Consider the following 22512-nt stretch of genomic DNA (forward strand, 5'->3'; position numbering starts at 1 on the left):
CTATTGAGTTCTCAAACATCATCCGCACACTCTTTGCACTAAATCTTTTTATTCACTGCTCTGAGTGGCTGGAGTTCAGACTCTAGCCAACAAGTTTGAATCTTGTCAACTGGGAGTTAATCTCCGTGTCACCAGCTTCTCGCGGCGACCTCGATAAATATACGCAGAGCTCCATATAACACCAAATCCGCTGGTCAACTTCTATATTTGGTCCTTTTGCGGCCTTACAGCGCTATCTCACCGGAAAACGACGAATCCCGCCGCACTATGCGACGGGATTAACCACTGCAGGATCTCCGGTGGCGGGCCTAACTAGTTGAGCTTGGCACCAGCAAAGTTCTTCTTGCCACGACGAAGCACAAGCCACGCACCGTGCAGCAAGTCCTCGGCGGCTGGTTCCCAATCATCAGACTCGATGCGCTGGTTATTGACATATGCACCGCCCTCCTTGATGGTTCGACGAGCTGCGCCCTTGGAATCGGCAAGGCCAGAAGCAACCAACAGGTCCACAATCGTGCGTGGCTCATCAGCAGCAATGTCAGCGACAGTGGTCTCAGACAGCACACCAACCAGTGTCTGCTCGTCCAATTCAGCAAGCTCCGCCTTACCGAACAAGGCCTGTGCGGCAAGCTCAACGGATTTCGTGGCTTCCTCACCGTGGACCAAATTGGTCATTTCCTGCGCCAGGCGGCGCTGTGCCTCACGACGGAAGGGCTCCTCGGCAACCTTCTGCTCGTACTCAGCGATTTCTTCCTGGCTGAGGAAGGTAAACCACCGCAAGTAGTCGATGACCACGGAGTCACCCGCGTTGAGGAAGTACTGGTACCAGGAGTAAGGCGATGTCTTCTCCGGATCGAGCCAGAGCTTTCCGCCACCAGTGGACTTACCAAACTTCTGTCCCTGGGCATCCGTCACGAGCGGAACCGTCAGGCCGTGCACCTTGGCTCCCTTGACGCGTCGGTTGAGATCGACGCCCGAAACGATATTGCCCCACTGATCACCACCACCGATTTGCAGAACACAATCAAACTCGTCGTGCAGATGGACATAGTCATTGGACTGCAAGAGCATGTAGGAAAACTCGGTGTACGAGATGCCATCAGACTCCAAACGGCGCTTGACGGTGTCACGGTCCAGCATGGTGTTGAGAGAAAAGTTCTTTCCCACATCACGCAAGAAATCGATGACGGTCATTTTCGAAGTCCAGTCAGCATTGTTGACCATGGTGGCGGCGTTATCGCCCTCAAAATCAATGAACTGACGCAGTTGCTTCTTAATGGCGACCATATTGTCGTTGATGGTCTCCTGCGAGAGCATGGTGCGCTCCCCTACATCGCGCGGGTCACCGATCTGGCCCGTCGCGCCACCTGCCAGGGCAATCGGATGGTGACCAGCCTTCTGGAAGCGGCGAAGCATAATCATCGGTACGAGGTGTCCGGCATGCAGCGAATCGCCTGTCGGGTCAAAACCGCAGTACAACGTGATGGGTTCTTCGCAGGCCTCACGGAGTGCGTCGAGGTCGGTGGACTGGTTAATGAGGCCGCGCCACTGCAGCTCATCAATGATATTCATGAAGGCTCCTTTGAAAATCGATTCGTTCTTTTGAAATCTAGTTCTGCCGCGGCCACGGCGTAGCGTGGTCCACCAGCATGACGGGGATGTCGTTCTCAATGGGATAGGCCACGCCAAGACGTTCATTGACCAAGACCTGTTCCTCGGCCAGATACTTCAACGGACCTTTATCCTGCGGACACACCAAGATGTCAAGCAGTTGCGAATCGAGACTCATAAGCGCTAAGCCTACACTTCCCTAGATTCCAAAGAAGGAAGGGTCCCACCATATTCGAGCTTGAGCGCCATGGAATGATTGCGAAGCTTGCGGACCGAGTTCTGGGAAATCGCCTCCTTGATTTGCTCCATTTCGCGGCCCAGGATGCTGAGCGATTCACTCATCTCCTCGACAGCAACCGGATCCTCCAGGTCTGTCACATCGAGGTAAGACCTCACCAGTTCTTTGGAGTGTTCTTCAATCATGTCGCGCACGAGGGCTTGCTGGTGCGGAGCCTCATCGAGTCGGTGCCAATTGTCTAACACCCACACCGCTGACTCATCGAAAGAATCCCACGCACGTTGGACAGGACTAGGAAGCTTGTGCGCTGTAAAGGTGTACCGGACTTCCTCCAAGGTATGGATAAGCTCGCCTTCCCCTGCCTTTGGTGGCTCCAAAACCTTCTCTTGCCGTGGCGGCGTCACGAATCCAGCAGCCATACCTGTGCAGATTGCGACGACCGGCCACAGGAAGCCCAAACCGCCGCCACTTAACACATGGAGGACAACGACGAGCGCGGTAACCGCAACGCCGACAACAACTTTTCGCGAGTTCAAGGCGTTCATGTAGGGCAGATCCTCCTGGGAAAGGTGGAGTTGGTTTACTGGTAGGCACGAATTTCTTCGAATGCGGCAGCGAGGTCACCGTTGAGCGCATCAAAGGTCTTGCCACCAGTGAGCTGAGCAAGTTCTTCCATCTCTTGGATATTGGCTTCACCATACAAGATGACAAAGACCGGAATCTCTTTTTTGTCCTCGGGCAGCTGCTCATAGGCTTCCTTGAACTGTGCAAATGTGCGCCCACGGGTAACTTCGCCGTCGGTCATGAGCACGACAGTGCCAATATCGCCGCCACTGGTATCCACTTCATCGAAAGCATTCAGGACGGCCTCGAAGGTCGCGGTATCACCATCCGCAACGAGGCGTTCCACGCGGTCTGCAAGCTCCTTGGTGGTTGCCGGCTGATCCTTATCCACGCGTGCACGAGTTGGCTGCTGGGGCTCTGAAGAATACGGAATCAGCTTGATATGCTCGCGATTTCGGAAGGCAACTTGGCCTTCGCCATCTGGGGTGCCGTCAGCTGAGCCGTCGATAAGCGGGAGCAAACTACTCTTGAGTAGATCCATACGCTCGCCTTCCATGGAGCCGGAGGTATCGAGGACCAAAGCCGTGTTGCCAGGATTGCGCAGTTCATGGGCAAAGGCAGCCTCCAGCGCATCAACGGTTTGCTCGTTTGCTGGGTAGGGCAGCTCAAAAACAGTGCCGGGCAAGTCAGAATTATCTACCCGCAAATGAAAGTCTGTGAGCTTGTCTGGATGCTCCGCAAACCACCCAGCAAGCGCCTGTACTTTTGCTTCTGCGTCTTTGTCTGAAGAGCTCACCAAGGAAGACAACGGATAGTCAGCCGAAATCACTCCATCGGAGGGGATGACCACCTCTATGTCTACTCCCTCATCTTTGAGCTGGTAAAGCACAGATTCATAGTTAAAGATTGCATCGGCTTGCTCCGGGTGTTCGCGGAAGCGGTCCGCTAACCAGCCAGAGGAACCTGATGTCAGGGTTTGGTTGCCAAAGAGCTTCTGCACTTTGCCAGTGGATTGCCTGATGTCCTTTTCCGTGAGGGCGCGTCCTGTGTCCGCAAAAGCAGTCGTTGCTGCCGATAGCGCGGAGAAACCCGAATTTGAGGTAGAGGGATCCGTCATGCCAAAAGTTATTTCGGAGTCGGCGATTTCTTGCCACGTCGGCTGCTTGCCGGTCCAGCCTTGCTCTTGTGCCACAGCGGACTGCACGCCGAGAGCTATCGGGGAACGTGCCACGCTGTGTTCTCTTCCCAGCTGGCCATCTGCACCAATAATGCGCGCATAGCGATTGGTGGCAAACCACGTCGCGTCATAGGTCCCCTCGAAACCACCTTGCTTAAGTGTGCGAGAATTCGCCAGCGTTCCGTCCTCGGTGGTCATGGTGATGTCGAAGCCGAGGTCTTGGGAGGCTTCGGCAAGCACGGGCTCCAGAGGTTCGAGCTCCGTTGCCGCCACGATTCTGAGACCCCCGCTGAATGAATTCCCAGCGCCGGGTTTCTGAGAGTCATCCAACAGATCACCCATCGAACAGGCCGTCAGCGCCATGGTGCCCACTAGGATGAGCAGTACTCTTAGTGACCGAAACATTCCCTCACAACCTTCCTGATGCTTGTTACTGCGGAGCCTTAACCGACTGCCTGCAGAATTTCCTCAAAATCAGCCCACCGCAGCTGACTATATTCTCCGCCATCCACGGGGATACTGTGATCGCTGGATGGATCAAATTTCGAGCTGAAGCCGGAGGCCTCTGTGCTGAGCTCGAGCCTCTCCATCACCGCAGGGATGCCGTCCTCATTCATTGCTTTAGCAAACAGCGCTCCCTCCTCAGTGCGAGGAATGACGATGCTGGTCAACGTCGTCGGTGGGTTCAGGGCTAAGGACGTATAGCGGGACAGGTCCTCACCCTCGTGGAGCAGGCGCACGTACTGATCGGTAGTTGCCAAGACCATGGGCATCTCCCCCTTATCTACCCGAAGAAAAGCATCGAGAATTCCCTGGTCGGTGGTCTCGCTGTAGCCTTGTTCCGCTACGAGACCCCGCATGATGTCATCAGCTTCCGCATCAATCTTCGCCTTGTCATCGCGTCCTAGCTTCTTCTCCGCGTAATCCGCCCCAACGGTGCGTAGGACACGGGCGTAGCGCAATGCGGCAAAAGACTGGCTTACCTGGGGCACTGCAACATCCACGACACGCGGCGAGCCGAAGGTTGGGCTAATGTCACGCCAGCGAGTGTTTTCCTGGGACATGTCCACCAAGGTCTCTACGTTCAACGAAGCTAGGTTGTCGGATTCCGTGACCAAGTCGTGGTTCTTCATGTCCTCTACAAGCTCGCTATGCACCAGCACCAACAACTGATTGCCAAATACCATCGGAGAACCTTCATCCAGTTCCGCCAACTCCGGGTTGGTATTGCGTAGGTCAGACACCCACGCAGCGCCATTGGGGTCCGTCAAAATGAAGTCATAATCCTTGTCCACGCTGCTGCTGTGCTCAACGAAGTCACGAGCCGGCACAACATCGAGGTCGAGCTCGATGTTGTGTTTCTCTAAAGCCTCGAGCAGGGCCGGGTCTTTAAAGGTAGCTTCCAGTTCTGGACTAATTGCGCCCGTGACAAGGGTCGTGTCCTTGAAAAAGTTGAACTTCGGCAGGGAATCTCCGCCACGCCCCACCACGAGGGAGGCCACGGCGAGGGCGATGAACACTGCGGCGAATACGAAGGATTTAGTACGCTTCGTCGACGATGTGCTGCTCATGATCTAAATCATAAAGTGATCTTCTTCTCATTGCTGGGTAAAGGAAGGGGGTGAGGGGGGTAAAGCGGGAGCCCGCTGTCCTGCCTCACCCAGTTCTTTAAAGAAGAGAAGGAACGTTCGCTACCAAAGAGTAGAGGTCCTTCGGGTCCTCAGGGTTAGCAATGATATCAATCTCGGACTCTAGGTCGGTGCCCCGAACAGAATCGCGTAGATAACGCAGAGCAGAGAAATCACTAATAGCGAATCCGACGTCATCAAAAAGCGTAATCTGCTCCTCGCTATCGCGGCCCGTGGCCTGGCCTGTCAGTACCTGATAAAACTCGACGACTGGGAAATCCTCCGGCTTCTGCTGAATCTCGCCCTCAATGCGGGTTTGCTCGGGAAACTCAACAAAGACTTTTGACTTGTCCAAAATCGAGCTTTCCAGCTCCGTCTTGCCGGGACAATCACCGCCCACAGCGTTGAGATGCACGCCCGGGAGAACATGGCGCTCAGCCAGAATCTGGTTCTGCGCTTTATCCGCCGTGCAGGTGGTGATGATATCCGCGCCCTGCACCACCTCATCGACACTCGTGCAGGCAGTGATACTAAAGCCCAGCGGCTCAAGATTGCGCCTAAACTTTTCTACCGCCTGTGGGTCAATGTCGTAGATGGCTATGTCATCAATCCCCATGACTCCGCGGAAGGCCAGTGCTTGAAATTCCGACTGGGAACCAGCCCCGACCATGGCCATCCTTTTCGAATCCTGCCGGGCCAGGTGTTTGGCAACCATGGCCGAGGTAGCGGCCGTGCGCAGCGCTGTGAGCAGAGTCATCTCTGCTTCGAAGGTGGGGTAGCCATTGTCGACGTCGGCAAGCACGCCGAAGGCCGTAACCGTTTGGAATCCGCGCGCGGGATTGGAGGGGTGACCGTTGACGTACTTAAAGGAATACTCCTTACCGTTGGAAGTGGGCATAAGTTCGATGACGCCAAACGGGGTGTGGGAGGCAACTCGGGCGATTTTGTCGAAGCGCTCCCATTCGCGATAGTCCGCTTCAAGGTAATCCACCATACCGGTGATGATGTTTTCTACTCCCTCGCGCTGTATCCAGCGTGCCATGTTTTCTACATCAACAAACTTGACTGCGTGATTCATCTCTTTCTCCGCTCTTGATTCTTGTCTTAGTTCTTAGGGTGAAGGTCCGTCTGCGGCGCAGCCGGGAAGCGCGATGTGGGCAGGTGCTTGGCCTTCCTCTCCGCCGCGATGGCATAAATGCGCTCACGCCAGGCAAACCACATGGCTGCGAATACCGGAATGAGCAGCAGCGTCGAAGCCAAGGCAAAAGTTCCGATTGGGTAATCGAAGGCCATGAGAAGGATGACCACGGCGATGAAAGCCAACACCGACCAGTCACCGGCTTGTCCGAATGGTGAGCGGTATGTCGGGCGGGTATAGCGACCCTTCTTGGCCAGCTGCACAAATTTAATGTGTGACATGGCTACTGCCGCCCACGACGCCAATGTTCCGAGCGCCGCGAGGTTCAACACGATTTCAAAAGCCATCTCCGGCACGACATAGTTGAGAAACACACCGGCGAGGCCGACGAAGGCAGCCATCACGATGCCGCCATAGGGAACGCCGGATTTAGACATGCGGGCACCGAATTTAGGGCCGGATCCAGCGGTGGACATGTTGTACATGATGCGGCCCGTGGAATATAGCCCGGCGTTCAGAGAGGAAATAGCTGCAGTGATAACCACCAGCTGGAAGATGGGCGCCGCATAGCCTGCCCCGAGGGTCTCAAAGAAGGTCACAAAGGGCGAAACCTCCGCCACGTAGGTCGTATACGGCAGCACCAAGGTCAGCAGCAGGACGCTGCCGAAGTAGAAGACCACGATGCGGAACAACACGCTGTTGACCGCACGCGGAATATGCTTCTCGACGTCCTTGGTCTCGCCGGAGGTGGTGCCCACCAGCTCGATGCCGGCGTAGGCGAAGACCACGCCTTGAATGACGATAACCGCAGGAAGCAGACCATTCGGCAGCCAACCGCCGGCATCAGCAATGAGGCTAAACCCAGTCGGATCACCATTCGGATGGCCTAAAATAACCACACCAATCGCCACCACCATAAAAATGATCAGCGCAACGATCTTGATCATGGAGAACCAATACTCCAGCTCGCCAAAGATCTTCACTGAGAGCATGTTGAACAGCAGGATGCTGCACACCACACCGAGAGCGAGCAACCATTGCGGGACGGCGTCAAGCCACGTGGTATATTGCCCAAACCACTTGATGTAGATGGCCACTGCGGTGCCATCTGCCACCAACGTCGCCGCCCAATTTCCCCAGTAGAGCCAACCGGTCACGAAGGCAGTCTTTTCGCCATAAAACTCACGCGCGTAGGAGACGAAAGAACCTGAGCTCGGGCGGTACACGATGAGTTCACCGAGCGAGCGCAAAATGATGTAGCCGAAGAATCCACACACCAAGTACAAGACGGCCAGGAAGGGTCCCGCCGTTTGGAGGCGCCCGCCGGTGCCGAGCAGCAACCCAGTACCGATGGCAGAGCCGATGGCAATCATCTGCAGCTGACGGTTGCTCATCCCCTTCTGGAGGCCGTGGTCTTCCGAAGCATAGACCGCCTTCTCTTTCTCATGAGACTCCGCGTTGGGCGGCCGAAGTGTTTCAGTCATAAGGGAGATAGTCCTTTCCGAATCCGGAACGCGATGGAGCTTCGCATTCCCTAAGGAAACGTTATAGGAACCTTATGAGACGCAACTCACTCCTACCCCCGCGCTGTGATGCACGACAACTATACGCAGTGGAAAAGAGCGCTCTGCGTCACCCCCACATAAGAAAAGAACCGCATGGCCAGAAGGACCATGCGGTTAGAGAAGCTGGCGCGTTTAGCGCAGCGGAGTCTGCGCCCAGTCGCGTGCGCCACGAGCACGCTCGCGAACCTTTTCGCGCTGCTCCACCACGCGGACACCGGCGGTGCCGCCCTTAGTAGAGCGCGATGCCACTGCCCCATCAATGGTCAACACCTCGCGGACCTCGGGGAGCAGGCGCTTGTCGACGCCCGCCAATTCCTCATCCGTGAGATCCACTAGGTCAACGCCGCGGGACTCTGCAATCTGCACGCACGCACCAGAAGCCTCATGAGCCTCGCGGAAAGGAACGCCTTGGCGCACCATCCACTCGGCCAGATCAGTGGCCAAGGTGAAACCGCGCGGGGCGAGCTCGCGCATGCGATCTTCGTGGAAGGTCAGGGTTTCGACCAATCCGGTCATCGCCGGCAGCAAAAGGTTCAGCTGCGCCACTGAGTCGACGATAGGTTCCTTATCCTCCTGCAGGTCACGGTTATAGGCCAAGGGCTGCGCCTTAAGCGTTGCCAGCAAGCCGGTGAGGTTGCCAATGAGCCGGCCGGTCTTGCCACGGGTCAACTCCGGTACGTCCGGGTTCTTCTTCTGCGGCATGATCGACGAGCCAGTGGACCAAGCATCATCCAAGGTGACGTAGCCATATTCCGGGGTGCACCAGTAGATGATCTCTTCGGATAGGCGCGACATATCCACGGCAATCTGGGTAAGGACGAAGGCCGTTTCAGAGGCGAAATCCCGCGCTGCCGTACCGTCCAGCGAGTTCTCTGCGGCGGAGTCGAAACCGAGCTCCTCGGCAATAGCCTCCGGGTCCAAGTGCAGCGAGGAACCAGCGAGTGCACCCGAGCCATAAGGAGACACGGCCAAACGCTTGTCCAGATCCTGGAGGCGCTCGATATCACGCAGCAACGGCTGGGCGTGTGCGAGCAACTCGTGCGCTAGCAGAACTGGCTGCGCCGCTTGGGAGTGGGTCTTGCCCGGCATAATCGCATCCGGATGAGCTTCGGCCTGACCAGCCAGAGCGTCCACCAAGTCGGTGACTTGGAGCGCGATATCGCGGATAGCATCGCGGATCCACATCCGGAACAGGGTGGCTACCTGGTCGTTGCGGGAACGACCGGCGCGCAGGCGTCCACCAACCTCGGGGCCTACAATGTCGATGAGCCCGCGCTCCATCGCGCCGTGGACGTCCTCGTCCGTCGGTAGCGGGGTGAATTCACCAGAAGCAACCTTCTCCCCTAGTTCGCTGAGGCCGTTGAGCATGGTGTCCAAGTCGGCGTCGGACAGCAATCCGGCCTTGTGCAGGACCTTAGCGTGTGCCTTGGAGGCCAGCACATCATAGGGGGCGAGGCCCCAGTCGAAGTGGGTGGATACGGACAGGGCAAACATCGCCTCGGATGGGCCGCCCGAAAAGCGGCCTCCCCACAACGCGCCCTCGTTAGTCTTGTGCATCGTTTCCTTACCTTGACCTTGGCGGAGCTTGCTTACTTGCCGGTGGGGAAACCGCCGTCGCGGTCACGCTGGTTGGAGATCTGCGTCGACAGGCCGTGCAGCTGAACAAAGCCCTTGGCCGCAGTCTGATCGAAGGTATCGCCCGTGTCATAGGTAGCCAGGTCGAAGGAGTACAGAGACTGACCAGAGCGGCGGCCGTTGACAGTGGCGGTGCCGGCATGCAGAACCATGCGGATATCGCCGGTGACATTCTCTTGGGTGGACTCGGTGAAGGCATCCAGGGAGCGCTTCAGCGGCGAGAACCAGAGGCCATCGTAGACCTCTTCGGACCAGCGGGCGTCCGTGAGGCGCTTGTAGCGGGCCAGCTCGCGTTCCACAGTGACATCTTCCAATGCCTCGTGGGCCTTGATGAGAACCATGGCGCCAGGTGCCTCGTAGACCTCGCGGGACTTGATGCCCACCAGGCGGTCCTCCACCATATCGAGACGGCCAATACCCTGTGCACCGGCGCGGCGGTTGAGCTCCTCGATGGCCTGAAGGACGGTAACCGGCTTGCCATCGATAGCGGTGGGCACACCCTTGTCAAAGGTGATGGTCACCTCGTCCGGGGCATTGCCCAGGTCCGGCTGCTCGGTATAAGCGTAGAGATCCTTTGTCGGCGGGTTCCACAGATCTTCCAGGAAGCCGGTCTCGACCGCACGGCCCCACACGTTCTGGTCAATCGAGAACGGGGACGCAGCGGACTGCTCGATCGGAAGGTCGATTTCCTCAGCGAAGGCAATCGCCTTATCGCGGGTCCAGGCGTAGTCACGCGCCGGCGCAATGATTTCCAGTGCCGGATCCAATGCTCGGAAGGAAACCTCGAAACGCACCTGGTCGTTACCCTTGCCGGTGCAGCCGTGCGAAACATGCGTACCACCGTGGGCCTGAGCGGCCTCTACGAGGTGCTTGACGATGAGCGGGCGCGAGATAGCAGACACCAGCGGGTACTGCTTCATGTACATGCCGTTCGCCTTGATGGTGGGCAAGCAGTACTCTTCTGCGAACTCATCCTTTGCGTCGACAACGATGGACTCGACAGCACCGCAGTCGAGAGCACGCTGGCGCACAGATTCCATATCCTCGCCGCCCTGACCAAGGTCGAGGGACACAGCGATAACCTCGCCGCCGGTCATTTTGGCCAGGTAGGGAATGGCGACGGAAGTATCCAGACCGCCAGAGTAGGCAAGCACAACGCGTGCAGTCATAGTAGTTTGCTCCTTTAAGACAGACAGGTGCTAAAAATTGAACTGATTTATATTATACAGACTTACGTATAAATGTTAAATAGTACGGCTGGTGAGCTTTTCTGCAAGCTCACGGCCTCCTAGTCCTTCACGGGCAAGGACAAAGATGGTGTCATCGCCAGCAATACAACCCACCACATCTGGCAGGCCCACGCGATCAATGAAGGATGCTAGGTACTGGGCAGCGCCCGCGGGAGTACGAAGCATCGCGATGTTGCCGGAGAAGTCGTGGGAGACCACGAGTTCATCGAGCATGCGACGCAGCTTCTCGCGCGGACCGTTGAGCTGGTCTTCGAATTGCTCTAACTCGCCGCCCACCACGTAGAAGGACCGGCCACCATCGCGTTTCACTTTCTTGGCGCCCAGCTCATCGAGGTCGCGCGACAAGGTGGCTTGTGTGATGTCGATTCCCTCATCGAGCAAGAGCTCGGAGAGCTGGACTTGGCTCGTGACCCGCGTGCGGTCAAGAATCTCCAAGATCTTTGCTTGGCGGGCATTGCGCGTAGTTGGTGTTGTCGTCATGCGCTTAGTTCTCCTCCTGAGCTGCAAGAAGCCACACGAGCAGCGCCTTCTGCGCATGGAGGCGGTTTTCCGCCTCGTCGAAAACACGGGACTGTGGTCCGTCAATCACCTCAGCGGTCACTTCGTTGCCGCGATAGGCCGGTAAACAGTGCAGGAAGATTGCCTCTTCCTTGGCACGGGACATGACCTCTGGGGTGACCTGGTAAGGCAGGAACGGGGTGCGACGGTCCTTGCCGTCATCTTCCTGCCCCATGGAAACCCAGGTATCGGTGATAACAACGTCGGCGCCGCCGACAGCATCAAGGGAATCAGTCACGGTCACCGTGCCGCGCGTGCGGGCACGTTCTACAAATTCCGGCTGCGGCTGGAAACCTTCCGGCGCAATGATCGTCATCTCCATGCCCGCGGTGGCAAAGCCCAACATATAAGAGTTAGCCATGTTGTTGTTGCCATCACCCAGGTAGACGGCCTTGCAGCCAGCAAGGTCACCGAAATTCTCGCGGCAGGTCACCAAATCCGCCAGGATCTGGCAGGGGTGTAGGTCGTCGGACAGAGCGTTGACGATAGGGACCGTCGCAGTTTCAGCCATCTCCAACAAATTCTGGTGTGCATAGGTGCGCCAGACAATAGCCTCGACAAAACGGGAGAGCACGGCTGCGGTGTCTTGGTAAGTCTCGCCCTTCCCCATCTGCGTGGACTTAGTCTCCGTGACGATGGCGTGGCCGCCTAGGTGAGCGATTCCTGCCTCGAAGGAGAAGCGCGTGCGCGTCGAGGTCTTGTCAAAAAGAACCGCGACTGACTTCGGCCCCTCCAAAGGACGCTCGGCAAAAGGGTCCTTCTTTAACCTCAGCGCGAGATCAAGGACCTCCGCTTGCTCCTGCGGTGTGAGGTCATCATCGGCCAAGAAATGGCGCACGCTCATCCAAAATCCTCCAGTACCTTATGCAGGCGCTCCACAGCCTGCGCGAGTTCTTCATCGGTAATCACTAGCGGCGGGGTCAGGCGCACGACCTCGCTACTTGGGGCGTTGAGAATAAGACCGTGTTGCAGGCCCGCAGCCACAACGTCCTTAGCCACCGACTTATTTAATACAACTCCTAGCATAAGCCCTCGGCCCCGGACAGACTGCACAGCCGGAGATTGAGCTAGCTCGGTGCGTAGCCACTCGCCCTTGCGGCTAACGTCGGCGAGGAAGGGGGCGTCGACAAGCTCCAGCACCGTCGCTGCCGCCGCACAGGAGACGGGATTTCCGCCGAAGGTCGTGCCGTGCGAACCCGGAGTAAAGAGATCCTTAGCCTGACCACGGGCAATCGTGGCACCAATCGGCATACCCGCGCCCAAGCCCTTGGCCATGGTGATGACATCCGGAAGGACGTTCTCATGTTGGAAGGCAAAGAAATCGCCGGTGCGCCCCACACCCGTTTGGACTTCATCGACAATCATGAGGATCCCATGCTTGGTGCACAGCTCGCGCACGGCGCTCAAGAATCCATCGGGCGCTGGAATCACACCGGTCTCCCCTTGGATGGGCTCCAAGATGATGGCGGAGGTATCCTCCGGGTTTTGCTCCACCAACGTGGTCAAATAATCAATATCGCCGTAGGTGTAGAACTCCACTCCGCCTGGGAAAGGTTCGAAAGCCTTGCGCTTTGCAGGTTGCCCCGTCATAGCGAGAGAGCCCATCGTCCGGCCGTGGAAACCATGATGCGCGGCGAGAATGCGGCGACGCCCCGTCAGGCGAGCCAGCTTAAAGGCAGCCTCATTGGCTTCCGCGCCGGAGTTAGAGAAGAAGACACGGGCGTCGCTGTCCCCCACCTTTTCCAGGAGCTTTCCGGCAGCCTCGACGACAGGTTTGCTGGCGAAGAGGTTGGAGACATGCCCCACGGTCGCCACCTGAGTGCTCACCGCTTCAACGATGGCCGGGTGGGCATAGCCCAGCGAATTCACTGCAATGCCGGCGAGCATATCAATGTATTCTTTACCGTCTTCATCAGTAACCGTGGCTCCCTTGCCAGATACGATGGCCACGGGTGGGGTGCCATAGGTGTTGCTCAGCACCTGTCCCCACCGTTGCGTCAGTGTGGTCTGCGCAGTCACTTGTTATCGTCCTTCCTAAAGATCGTGCCTTCTGGGTAGTCCTCACGGTTGTAATCAGTGGGCAGCACCATCGTGCCGATGCCGCCCGTAGTGAGCAGCTCCAGCAACACGGCGTGAGCAATACGCCCGTCGATGACATGGGCGGCGCTCACACCACCCTCGACGGCCATGAGGCAGGACTCCATCTTCGGAATCATGCCCGAATCCAAGCCGGGGAGCAGTGCCCTGAGCTTGTCAACCTCAATTTTCGATACCAGGGATTCGCGGTTGGGCCAATCGGTATACAGACCCTCCACATTGGTGAGGATAACCAGGCGTTCGGCACCTAGGGCTCGTGCCAGCGCGCCGGCAGCGATATCCGCGTTAATGTTGTAGACCTCGCCGTCATTTCCGGGAGCGATGGTGGACACCACCGGGATGCGCCCGGCCTCGATGATGTCCATGACAGCAGAAGGTTCGACGCTGACAATGTCCCCCACCATGCCAATATCGGTGGGCTCACCGTCGACGTCAACGAGCCGCTTGCGGGCTTTAAACAACCCAGCATCCTCACCGGAAGTTCCCACAGCATAGGGACCATGGGAGTTGATGAGATTGACCAACCCGCGCCCCACTTGGCCGAAGAGAACCATGCGGACCACGTCCATGATTTCCGGGGTGGTCACCCGGAAGCCACCTTTGAATTCCCCTTCAATGCCCAGCTTGCCTAACATCTCATTGATCTGCGGTCCGCCACCATGCACCACGACGGGCTTAGCGCCCACGGTGCGCAGGAAAACCATGTCGGCGGCGAAGGCAGCCTTGAGCGAGTCATCCACCATCGCGTTACCGCCGTACTTGACGACGACGATCTTGTCGCGGTAGTGCTGCAGCCACGGCAAAGCTTCCGCGAGCACCGTGGCGCGGTCAGCATTGCTTAATCCCTGAAGCATTCTTCCTCCCCGTGAGAACTAAGAGCTATACGCGGAGTTGATCTCCACGTAGTCATGGGACAAGTCGGTGGTACGCACGAAGGCAGTACCGCTTCCTCCGGTTCCGAGGTCCACGCGCACGTCAATGTCGGCGCCAGAAAGGTCAACATTGCGCGCGCCGGGCGCACCAGTGGACTTAACGCATACGGCCTGGTCATTGAAGAACACGGAAATATTCTCCGGGTCCATATCGGCATCCGCCACGCCCACTGCGGCGAGCACGCGGCCCCAGTTGGGATCCGAGCCGAACATCGCGCACTTGAAGAGGTTGTCGCGCCCTAACGTCCGCGCAGCGTTCAGCGCCTGCTCATTGGTGCTCGTTCCCTCCACGGTGATCTTTACGCGCTTGGTCACGCCCTCAGCGTCTGCCTGGAGCTGATCCGCGATATCGGAGCACACGGCCAGGACCGCTGCATCCAACCCCTCCTGGCTCGGTTCTACACCAGAAGCACCAGAGGACAGGATGATGACGGTGTCGTTCGTTGACGTCGAACCGTCCACATCGAGCGTGTTGAAGGTCTGATCACTGGCGGCCTGCAGGGCCGAGTGCAATGCTTGCGGGGAGGCCACGGCATCCGTGGTCACGCATACCAGCATGGTGGCCAGCGAGGGAGCCATCATACCCACGCCTTTGCCCATCGCGCCCATGCTCCAGCCGTCGGACTCGACGACTGCTTCCTTAATTACGGTATCGGTGGTCATGATGGCCTCTGCCGCAGCTTGACCGTGAGCCTTATCTGCACCCAAATTCCCGGCAACCACCCCGATGCCTGCTAGGGCCTGCTCCATGGGCAGTGGCTCTCCGATGAGGCCCGTCGAGCACGCAGCAACGTTGGCTACAGGAATGCCCGTGTGTTCGGAGACAGCGGCAACCATCGCCGCGGCATCCTTGTCTCCCTGCTCGCCGTTGCAGGCGTTAGCGTTGCCAGAGTTATAAATAACTGCTTGAAGTGTGCCATCGGCTACTGCCTCACGGGAAAGCTTCACGGGTGCGGCCACCACGCGGTTGCGGGTGAACACCGCCGCTGCGTCGAAATTCGGGCCCTGGTTAACCACGAGTGCCATATCAGGCTTTCCCGAGGGCTTAATCCCAGCCTTCGTTGCCCCTGCGAGAAACCCTGCGGGTGCGGTGATCATTTCTATTTTCTCCTTGTCTTAGTGGAATTCAAGTTCCAGCGAGATTGACTAGCAGTATGAATGCGCGTAAGCATTCGGACATCTAAGGTGCGACGGCTGCCTGCGGCAAACCCAGGGTTTCCTCCCAGCCCAAGGTCAGGTTCATGCATTGGACAGCTGCACCGGCGGTGCCCTTGCACAAGTTGTCTAGAGCTGCGGTTATCACCAGACGCTGAGCGCGTTCGTCCACGTGAGCCTGGATGTGGACCATGTTGGTCCCCACTACGTTCTGTGTTTCCGGCTGCTGACCTTCCGGCAGAACCAGGCAGAACGGCTCTTCCGCATAGAACTCGCGGAAAGCTTGAACAACGCTGCGCTTGTCAGCATCCCCCTGCAGCGGCGCCGTAATCGTCGCCAGGATGCCACGCGGCAAAGGCGCGAGCACCGGAGTAAAGCTCACCGAAACCGAATTCTGCGTAAAGGGCTGTAAGTTTTGCAGGACTTCCGGAGTGTGTCGATGAGTACCGCCCGGCTTATAAGCCTTGAGATTGCCCATTGTTTCCGCGCCTAGCTGGGCCACGGAGGCCTTCTTTCCCGCTCCGGAAACACCGGTAATCGCAATAACGGACAGATCCGGTTCAACCAGCCCTTTCGCCACGGCAGGCAGAGCGCCGAGTGTAATCGTGGTGGGGAAACACCCAGGGACCGCCACACGGTTGCTGCCTTTAAGCTTGTCCCGGTTGCCGGGAACTTCAGGAATTCCATAAGGCCATGAACCGGCATACTCCCCGCCATAAAATGCATCCCAATCTTCCTTGTTGCGGAGGCGGAAATCGGCGGCGCAATCAATGACAGTGACGGACTCCCCCAGCTGACGACCAATCTCCGCGGAATGCCCATGCGGCAAGCCGAGGAAAACGATGTCATGGCCCGCTAAAATTTCCGGAGTGGTGTCCTCGATGACGCGATTTGCCAACTGCGGCAGGTGCGGCATGAGTTCGGAGGCTCGCTGACCGGCATTGGAGTGCCCCGTCAGCGCGCCGATGTGCAGGTCACCTGAAAGGTACGCTGGGTGCGACAGCAAGAGGCGCAGAATCTCGCTTCCTGCATAACCCGTGGCTCCGGCGATAGCTACTGAAATAGTCATGCAGCCACAGTAGCAAATAATGCAGTCCGCCGTATGTTATTCAATCAAATTGGAAGCACTTTCTTCATTCCGCAGAGAAAAAGGCTCGGATCTCCGCAGTGTCCTGCGAAAATCCGAGCCTTGCAGTAGGGATAGGAGCGAAGCCTACATGACGCGGGAGGAAACCTGTCCGAGGCCTTCGGCGCCTGACACGGCCTTCTTTCCTGCGTAGCCCAGGTAACCCTGTGGGCCAACGAAGTGGATACCACCTTGGGCGTCCGCGATGGCGGTGACCTCATTGAATTGGTGAACTTGGCCAGGCTGCAAGCGCTTGAAGTTGGAAGTCGTGAGCCCCTGGTTGAAACAATCAGCCTTGGAGCGGCCCGCATGGTAGAAGAAGCGTGGTGCCAACTGCCCCGGCGGGTTGCATTCCGGACTAGTGGCACGTGCGCCATTGGACAGACAAGCGACGTAAGTTCCTTCAATATTCGCCGCTTCGCAGTTGACGGTGCCATCAGCATTGGAGAAACCCTGGGACAAGTCAGCGGAAGCATGTGGGGCGATGGTCAGTGCGCCGACGACCGCGGCGGTAGCTATAAGACGAGAAATCAAACGCATGGTGTGAACAATCCTTTCGGTGTGGAAACGCTGCCCCCTTGAGGTTATGAGCCAAGCCACACTACATCCAGTTCCAGGGGACCTGTCCCCACCCCTTCACTCCTTGCAGCATAAGAAAACCCGGCTCACATGGTGCGTGAGCCGGGTTAAGGAACCAAAGGTGCCAGTAAACGCTAAGCGCGCATCTCCGCACCAAGACGCTGCTTGGCTAGGTCTGCGGCAGCGAGTCGGTGCTCGTTAGCTTCTTCATCAGTCAGCGTGCGGTCATCTGCGCGGAACAAGAGCTGGAAGGCAAGGGACTTCTTACCTTCACCGAGCTGCTCACCACGGAAGACATCGAAGAGCTCCACAGATTCCAAGAGCTCGCCGGCGCCTTCCTCAACCACTCGGCGCACTGCCTCTGCCGGGGTATCCTCATCCACCACCAGTGCGATGTCTTGGTGCAAGGCCGGGAAGGAGGAGAGGACCGGTGCTGGGAACTTCTCCTCCAACGGCAGCGCAGTGACATCGAGCTCCATGGCGCACGTGCGGGCTGGAAGCTCAAGGGCCTCCAGTACCTGCGGATGCAGCTCGCCGGCATAGCCCACGACGGTTTCCTCGTCTGCAGCGAGGACCAAGGCGGCACAGCGGCCCGGATGCCACGGGAGCTGCTCGGCCGCCTTGACAGTGATGTCAACACCGGCGGCGCGGGCAACCTGGCGCGCGGACTCAATGGCATCTGCGTAGCTATAAGCACGACCAGAGCCCCACGGACCCTCGTGCTCAATGTTGCCGGTAGCGACCGTGGCCACGTGCAGCGGCTGTAGCGGCAGCGACTCCAAAAGCTCGCTCACCACGGAGTCCTCCGGGCGCGTCTCCACCGACGGCATCGGGGACGCATCAGCACGCTTGAATGCCACCTGTTGGAGACCGAAGAGGGCGAGGTCACTTCGGCCACGAGCCACGTTGCGGGCGATGGCTTCAAGGAGATTCGGAAGCAACGTCGTGGACAGAATGGCCTTATCCGATTCGAGAGGATTCTGCACGGCAACAGTGCGGCGGCGCGGGTCTTCCTTATCCAGACCCCAGGTGTCGAAGGTGTCGTTGGCAATGAACGGCGAAGGCAGAACCTCGGCATAGCCTGCATAAGCCAAGCCGTGTCCGATTGCACGGCGACGCTTCTGGGCCGGAGTAAGGCCATGACCTCCCACCGGGGTAGGCAGAATTGTCGGAATATCTTCGAGGCCCTCCAGACGCAGGATCTCCTCGATGAGATCCACATCCATGTCGATGTCGGTGCGCCAAGACGCGGGGACGACGGACATTTCTTCTTCGCCAGAGACCTCGCAGCCCACCTCAATAAGGCGCTTCACCACGGTCTCGCGGGAGTACTCAACGCCGGCGTATTCGCTCGGCTTGGCGGCGCGCAGTGTGATGGGCTCGCGCTTGGCGACGTCTCCCACGAGCGTCCTGCCAGTCTCGATGGTGCCGCCAGCAATCTGCTGCAGCAGCGCACACGCAACGTCGAGAGCAGCCTCTACGATGGCCGGGTCGACGCCACGCTCGAAACGGCGGGAGGCTTCCGAGGACAGCTTGTGGCGGCGCGACGTGCGGGCCACGGTAATCGGATCCCAAATGGCCGACTCAAAGTAGATATCAGTGGTCTCATCAGAAATCTCGGAGGTGGTGCCTCCCATGACACCAGCGAGGGACTGGATGCCGTTGTCATCGCAAATGACGACGTCGCCCGCCGAAAGCTCACGCTTGACGTGATCGAGGGTCTCGAATGTCTCCCCCTCGCTAGCATTGCGCACAACGAGGTCGCCGTTCACGACGTTGGCGTCGAAGGCGTGCATCGGTGCTCCGAGGAGCAGCATAACGTAGTTGGTGATGTCGGTCGCCAGATTGACGCTGCGCTGGCCGGACAGCATGAGCTCGCGCTCCATCCAGAAGGGTGTGCGGGCAGCGGGATCAATGCCGCTAACCTTGCGCAGACCAAAGCGCTGGGCCTTGGTTTCTTCGCGCAGATCGACGGCGATCAGCTCGCCCTTCGGCGCCGGTACAGCAGAGGTATCGACTCCAGCAACGTTCGGATCCTGCGCCACGTCGGGGAAGGCGAGGTCGAAAGCGGAGGCAATCTCCCGCGTCAGGCCACGTGCCGACAAAGCATAGCCGCGGTCTGGGGTGATGTTGACGTCGAAGACGGTATCGGACAGCCCAATGAGGGGGCGAGCGTCCTCACCGACCTTGTCGGCGACTTCCTCTCCCAGCACGATGATGCCATCAGCCTTCGCACCAAAGCCCAGTTCAGCCGCGGAGCACATCATTCCGTTTGAGATGTGATCATAGGTCTCACGGGCAGCAATCTTGAAGCCTCCCGGCAGCTCAGCACCCGGAAGGGAAACCACGACATAGTCATTGAGGCGGAAGTTACGCGCGCCGCAGATAATGCCCTGGAGTTCGCCGGTGCCATTGGCCTTGCCTACATTCACCTGGCAGTAGCGGATTGGCTTCTTGAACTGGGTGAGCTCCTCAATCTCCACGACTTGGCCAATAACGAGCGGGCCCGTGGTCTCCGGAAGAGCCTCATAGCCCTCGGTTTCGAATCCGACGCGGACAAAACCGGAGTCTAGCTCTTCGGCGGATACGTTCCAGCCAGAGTTTGCGGTGCCGAGGAGGCGGGTAACCCAGTCTTGGGAAATAAGCATTGTTTTCTTTCTATCCTTTCTCTGGGTTCCTATGCCTGCACGCCGAATGGCAAGGTAAAGCGGACATCGCCTTCCACCATGTCGCGCATGTCGGTGAGACCATTGCGGAACTGCAGGGTGCGTTCAAGGCCCATGCCGAAGGCGAAGCCGGTGTACTCCTCCGGATCGATGCCGACCGCACGCAAAACGTTGGGGTTAACCATGCCGCAGCCACCCCACTCGATCCAGCCGGCGCCGCCCTTCTTGTTCGGGAACCACACATCGACTTCAGCAGAAGGCTCGGTGAACGGGAAGTAATTCACGCGCATGCGAGTGGTGGTCTCCGGACCGAAGAGAACTTTGGCCAGGTGCTCCAGAGTGCCGCGCAAGTGGGCCATGGTCAGTCCCTTATCCACGGCAAGGCCTTCCACCTGGTGGAAGACTGGCGTGTGGGTCGCGTCGAGCTCGTCGGTACGGAAAACTCGGCCTGGGCAAGCGATGTAGAGCGGTACATCACGCTCGAGCATCGTACGCACCTGCACCGGCGACGTGTGAGTACGGAGAACCTGCTTCGAGCCCTCCTTACCCACATGGAAGGTGTCCTGCAACGTACGTGCCGGATGATCGGGCTTGAAGTTCAGAGCATCGAAGTTGAAGTACTCAGCCTCGACCTCTGGGCCGTCGGCGATTTCCCAACCCATGCCCACGAAGATGTCCGCAATGCGCTCCGACAGCGCAGTAATTGGGTGTAGTGCACCGGTCTGCGCCCGGGTAGTTGGGACGGTGACGTCGACTTTCTCCGCCTTGAGCTGCGCGGCGCGAGCCTCCTGCTCGAGCACTTCACGAATTTGTGCAAAGCGCTTCTCCATCTTGCCGCGCGCGATGTTTACCGCACGCCCAGCATCCTTGCGCTGATCCTTTGGCAACTGCCCCAGCGACTGGCGGGCCTGCGGGATATAGCCGCCATCACCAAGGTGCTCACGGCGGGCGGAAGTGAGCTCGTCGAGGTCGGATGCAGCCTCGAAGGCGGCAATGGCCTTCTGCGCGGCGGCCTCGAGGGCCTCTTCGGTCAATTCGATCTGAGGTGTGTCGGACACGTGCCTTGATTACCTTCTTCTCGCACAAAAACTAACGCGAGCTATCTTACCGTGCTCCCCGACTTCTGTGGCCACCAGCCCCAGCCCAAGGAGAGACTAGCGGTTCTGCTGCTTGGCAGATTCGTACAGGCAGATGCTGGCAGCCGTGGCAAGGTTCAGAGACTCTGCACGGCCCAGAATTGGAATGCGCACGCGCATATCGGCTTCATCCAACAGTTCTCCTAGTCCATGCGCTTCGTTTCCAAACAGCCATGCGGTGGGTTGGGAAAGGTCCGCATCCGCGAGGTCCACCTCGCCGTCAGCGGCCGTTGCCAGCACCTGCATGCCGGAGGAGCGCAACTTACCCAAGACATCTTTGATATTGGGATCACGAGCCACGGGAATATGGAAGAGTGAGCCAGCTGATGCACGCGCGACTTTACAGCCCAAGGGGTCGACCGTCTCACCCGCGAAGATGACGCCATCGGCGCCCATGGCATCCGAAGTCCTGATCAAGGTACCTGCATTGCCCGGCTCGGAAGTAAGCACTGGGACTGAGACCAAACGCGGCTTGCCCGCCAGGATTTTACCTGCAGTCCACAGGACAGGACGGCACACAGCAAAGAGGCCTGTGCTCGTGGCCGTATCGGAGAGGTGCTTGGCTGCCTTGTCGGAGATGGGATGAACATAGACGTCCATATAGCCGCAGGTTTGCACAATATGTGCAAAGCGTTCGGCGGCCTTTTCCGTTATGAAAACGTCCGTGGCTGCGCCTGTGGACACCGCTGCGTCGACAGCATTTTCACCCTCAATAAGGAAACGCTCTGCCTTCCGACGGCTAGCGGCACGATGCAATTTTGCGGCATTGACTATGCGCGGCGTGCGCTCGGTGAAGGCATTCTCAAAGTCCAGTTTCATAGCCTCCACCCTACCGAGGCCTCCTGCGAGCTCACGGATCGCATGGGCAGCACAATGCAGCTAGCCCACCTCTTCCAAGCTTGAGAGAGGTGGGCTAGAAAATATGTGCAAAAGACTACTTCTTCAGCGGGATGCCGTTGGAGTCTCGGTCATAACCGCCTGCACCGGCGATGATCATGATGAACTCAATAATCACCCAGATCCAGAGGATCCCCGCCGAGATTGCACCAATACCCAGCCACGACGTTAAGACGCTAAAGACACAGAGGGATACCTGGCCGATGGCGCGACCCGTGCGGCCAACGTAAAAGTTATGAGCGCCGAAGCCACCGAGGAAGAAAGCCAGCAAAAGGGCAACCAGCCAGGACTTCTGCGGCGCGTTGACCGGGGCCTGCTGAGAGTAATACTGGCCTTGACCTTGGTACCCGCCCTGCTGGGCCGGCAGGTTCTGGCCGTAGTTGCCGCCCTGGTACTGACTTCCGTTGGAGTCGAACGGATTGGAGTACTGAGGGTTATTGCCCGAAGCATTCGGGTTGTTCTGCTGGAAACCGCCGTTGGGGTTGGTCATGAGAAAGACTCCTTTTTAAGCCTGTAAACACAGGAAGAGAACGTGGGAACTTGATTAAGGTAACACAAAG

The 22512-nt window shown here is 58.2% G+C and carries 20 protein-coding genes; all 20 read right to left on the bottom strand.

Annotated elements, in window-relative coordinates; translation table 11 throughout:
• Positions 1-312: 312 nt before the first annotated feature.
• Positions 313-1572 carry a tyrosine--tRNA ligase gene (gene tyrS / locus HMPREF2943_RS07565; protein ID WP_070711252.1) on the bottom strand — a complete coding sequence of 420 codons (1260 nt, stop codon included), beginning with the start codon at positions 1570-1572 and terminating at the stop codon, positions 313-315.
• Between the two features lie 37 nt (positions 1573-1609).
• A complete protein-coding gene (locus HMPREF2943_RS07570; RefSeq protein ID WP_010190039.1) occupies positions 1610-1789 on the bottom strand; it encodes a Trm112 family protein in 180 nt (59 codons plus the stop codon).
• An 11-nt stretch (positions 1790-1800) separates the two neighbouring features.
• On the bottom strand, positions 1801-2394 hold the full coding sequence (locus HMPREF2943_RS07575; RefSeq protein ID WP_070711253.1) for a hypothetical protein: 594 nt from the start codon (positions 2392-2394) through the stop codon (positions 1801-1803).
• A 35-nt stretch (positions 2395-2429) separates the two neighbouring features.
• A complete protein-coding gene (locus HMPREF2943_RS07580) occupies positions 2430-3995 on the bottom strand; it encodes a vWA domain-containing protein (protein ID WP_070711254.1) in 1566 nt (521 codons plus the stop codon).
• A 38-nt stretch (positions 3996-4033) separates the two neighbouring features.
• Positions 4034-5161, bottom strand: a complete 1128-nt coding sequence (locus tag HMPREF2943_RS07585) for a hypothetical protein (RefSeq protein ID WP_070711255.1) — start codon at positions 5159-5161, stop codon at positions 4034-4036.
• Between the two features lie 97 nt (positions 5162-5258).
• Positions 5259-6296, bottom strand: coding sequence for an ornithine cyclodeaminase (locus HMPREF2943_RS07590; protein WP_070711256.1), 1038 nt, complete (start codon positions 6294-6296; stop codon positions 5259-5261).
• A 26-nt stretch (positions 6297-6322) separates the two neighbouring features.
• Positions 6323-7840: an amino acid permease gene (locus HMPREF2943_RS07595; RefSeq protein ID WP_070711257.1), complete on the bottom strand. Its 1518-nt coding sequence runs from the start codon at positions 7838-7840 to the stop codon at positions 6323-6325.
• Positions 7841-8053: 213 nt separating this feature from the next.
• Positions 8054-9478 (bottom strand): argininosuccinate lyase, encoded by a 1425-nt coding sequence (gene argH / locus HMPREF2943_RS07600; RefSeq protein WP_070711258.1) that lies wholly within the window; start codon positions 9476-9478, stop codon positions 8054-8056.
• Between the two features lie 32 nt (positions 9479-9510).
• Positions 9511-10725 (bottom strand): argininosuccinate synthase, encoded by a 1215-nt coding sequence (locus HMPREF2943_RS07605; RefSeq protein ID WP_070446924.1) that lies wholly within the window; start codon positions 10723-10725, stop codon positions 9511-9513.
• A 75-nt stretch (positions 10726-10800) separates the two neighbouring features.
• Positions 10801-11286 carry an arginine repressor gene (locus HMPREF2943_RS07610; protein WP_070446922.1) on the bottom strand — a complete coding sequence of 162 codons (486 nt, stop codon included), beginning with the start codon at positions 11284-11286 and terminating at the stop codon, positions 10801-10803.
• 4 nt (positions 11287-11290) lie between these two features.
• Positions 11291-12208 carry an ornithine carbamoyltransferase gene (gene argF / locus HMPREF2943_RS07615; RefSeq protein WP_070446921.1) on the bottom strand — a complete coding sequence of 306 codons (918 nt, stop codon included), beginning with the start codon at positions 12206-12208 and terminating at the stop codon, positions 11291-11293.
• Positions 12205-13383: an acetylornithine transaminase gene (locus HMPREF2943_RS07620; protein WP_070446919.1), complete on the bottom strand. Its 1179-nt coding sequence runs from the start codon at positions 13381-13383 to the stop codon at positions 12205-12207. Before HMPREF2943_RS07620 ends, argF begins: the two co-directional genes overlap by 4 nt.
• Complete coding sequence (gene argB / locus HMPREF2943_RS07625; RefSeq protein WP_070446917.1) at positions 13380-14315, bottom strand: acetylglutamate kinase; 936 nt, start codon at positions 14313-14315, stop codon at positions 13380-13382. The genes HMPREF2943_RS07620 and argB overlap by 4 nt, the downstream gene beginning before the upstream one ends.
• Before the next feature lie 18 nt (positions 14316-14333).
• The gene (gene argJ, locus HMPREF2943_RS07630; protein WP_070711259.1) at positions 14334-15491 is read right to left on the bottom strand and encodes a bifunctional glutamate N-acetyltransferase/amino-acid acetyltransferase ArgJ; all 1158 of its coding nucleotides are present in this window, start codon (positions 15489-15491) and stop codon (positions 14334-14336) included.
• Between the two features lie 82 nt (positions 15492-15573).
• Positions 15574-16617, bottom strand: a complete 1044-nt coding sequence (gene argC / locus HMPREF2943_RS07635) for an N-acetyl-gamma-glutamyl-phosphate reductase (protein WP_070711260.1) — start codon at positions 16615-16617, stop codon at positions 15574-15576.
• A gap of 144 nt (positions 16618-16761) precedes the next feature.
• The gene (locus HMPREF2943_RS07640) at positions 16762-17214 is read right to left on the bottom strand and encodes a hypothetical protein (protein WP_070711261.1); all 453 of its coding nucleotides are present in this window, start codon (positions 17212-17214) and stop codon (positions 16762-16764) included.
• 173 nt (positions 17215-17387) lie between these two features.
• On the bottom strand, positions 17388-19901 hold the full coding sequence (gene pheT, locus HMPREF2943_RS07645; RefSeq protein WP_070711262.1) for a phenylalanine--tRNA ligase subunit beta: 2514 nt from the start codon (positions 19899-19901) through the stop codon (positions 17388-17390).
• A 29-nt stretch (positions 19902-19930) separates the two neighbouring features.
• Entirely contained in the window at positions 19931-20977 is a 1047-nt protein-coding gene (gene pheS, locus HMPREF2943_RS07650; RefSeq protein ID WP_070446907.1) for a phenylalanine--tRNA ligase subunit alpha, read from the bottom strand.
• A gap of 96 nt (positions 20978-21073) precedes the next feature.
• Positions 21074-21874 (bottom strand): TrmH family RNA methyltransferase, encoded by an 801-nt coding sequence (locus HMPREF2943_RS07655; protein ID WP_070711329.1) that lies wholly within the window; start codon positions 21872-21874, stop codon positions 21074-21076.
• A gap of 115 nt (positions 21875-21989) precedes the next feature.
• Positions 21990-22442, bottom strand: coding sequence for an NINE protein (locus HMPREF2943_RS07660; RefSeq protein WP_070711263.1), 453 nt, complete (start codon positions 22440-22442; stop codon positions 21990-21992).
• Between the last annotated feature and the right edge of the window lie 70 nt (positions 22443-22512).

It is taken from the genome of Corynebacterium sp. HMSC072D12, from assembly GCF_001813925.1.
GTDB classification, from domain to species: Bacteria; Actinomycetota; Actinomycetes; order Mycobacteriales; family Mycobacteriaceae; genus Corynebacterium; species Corynebacterium aurimucosum.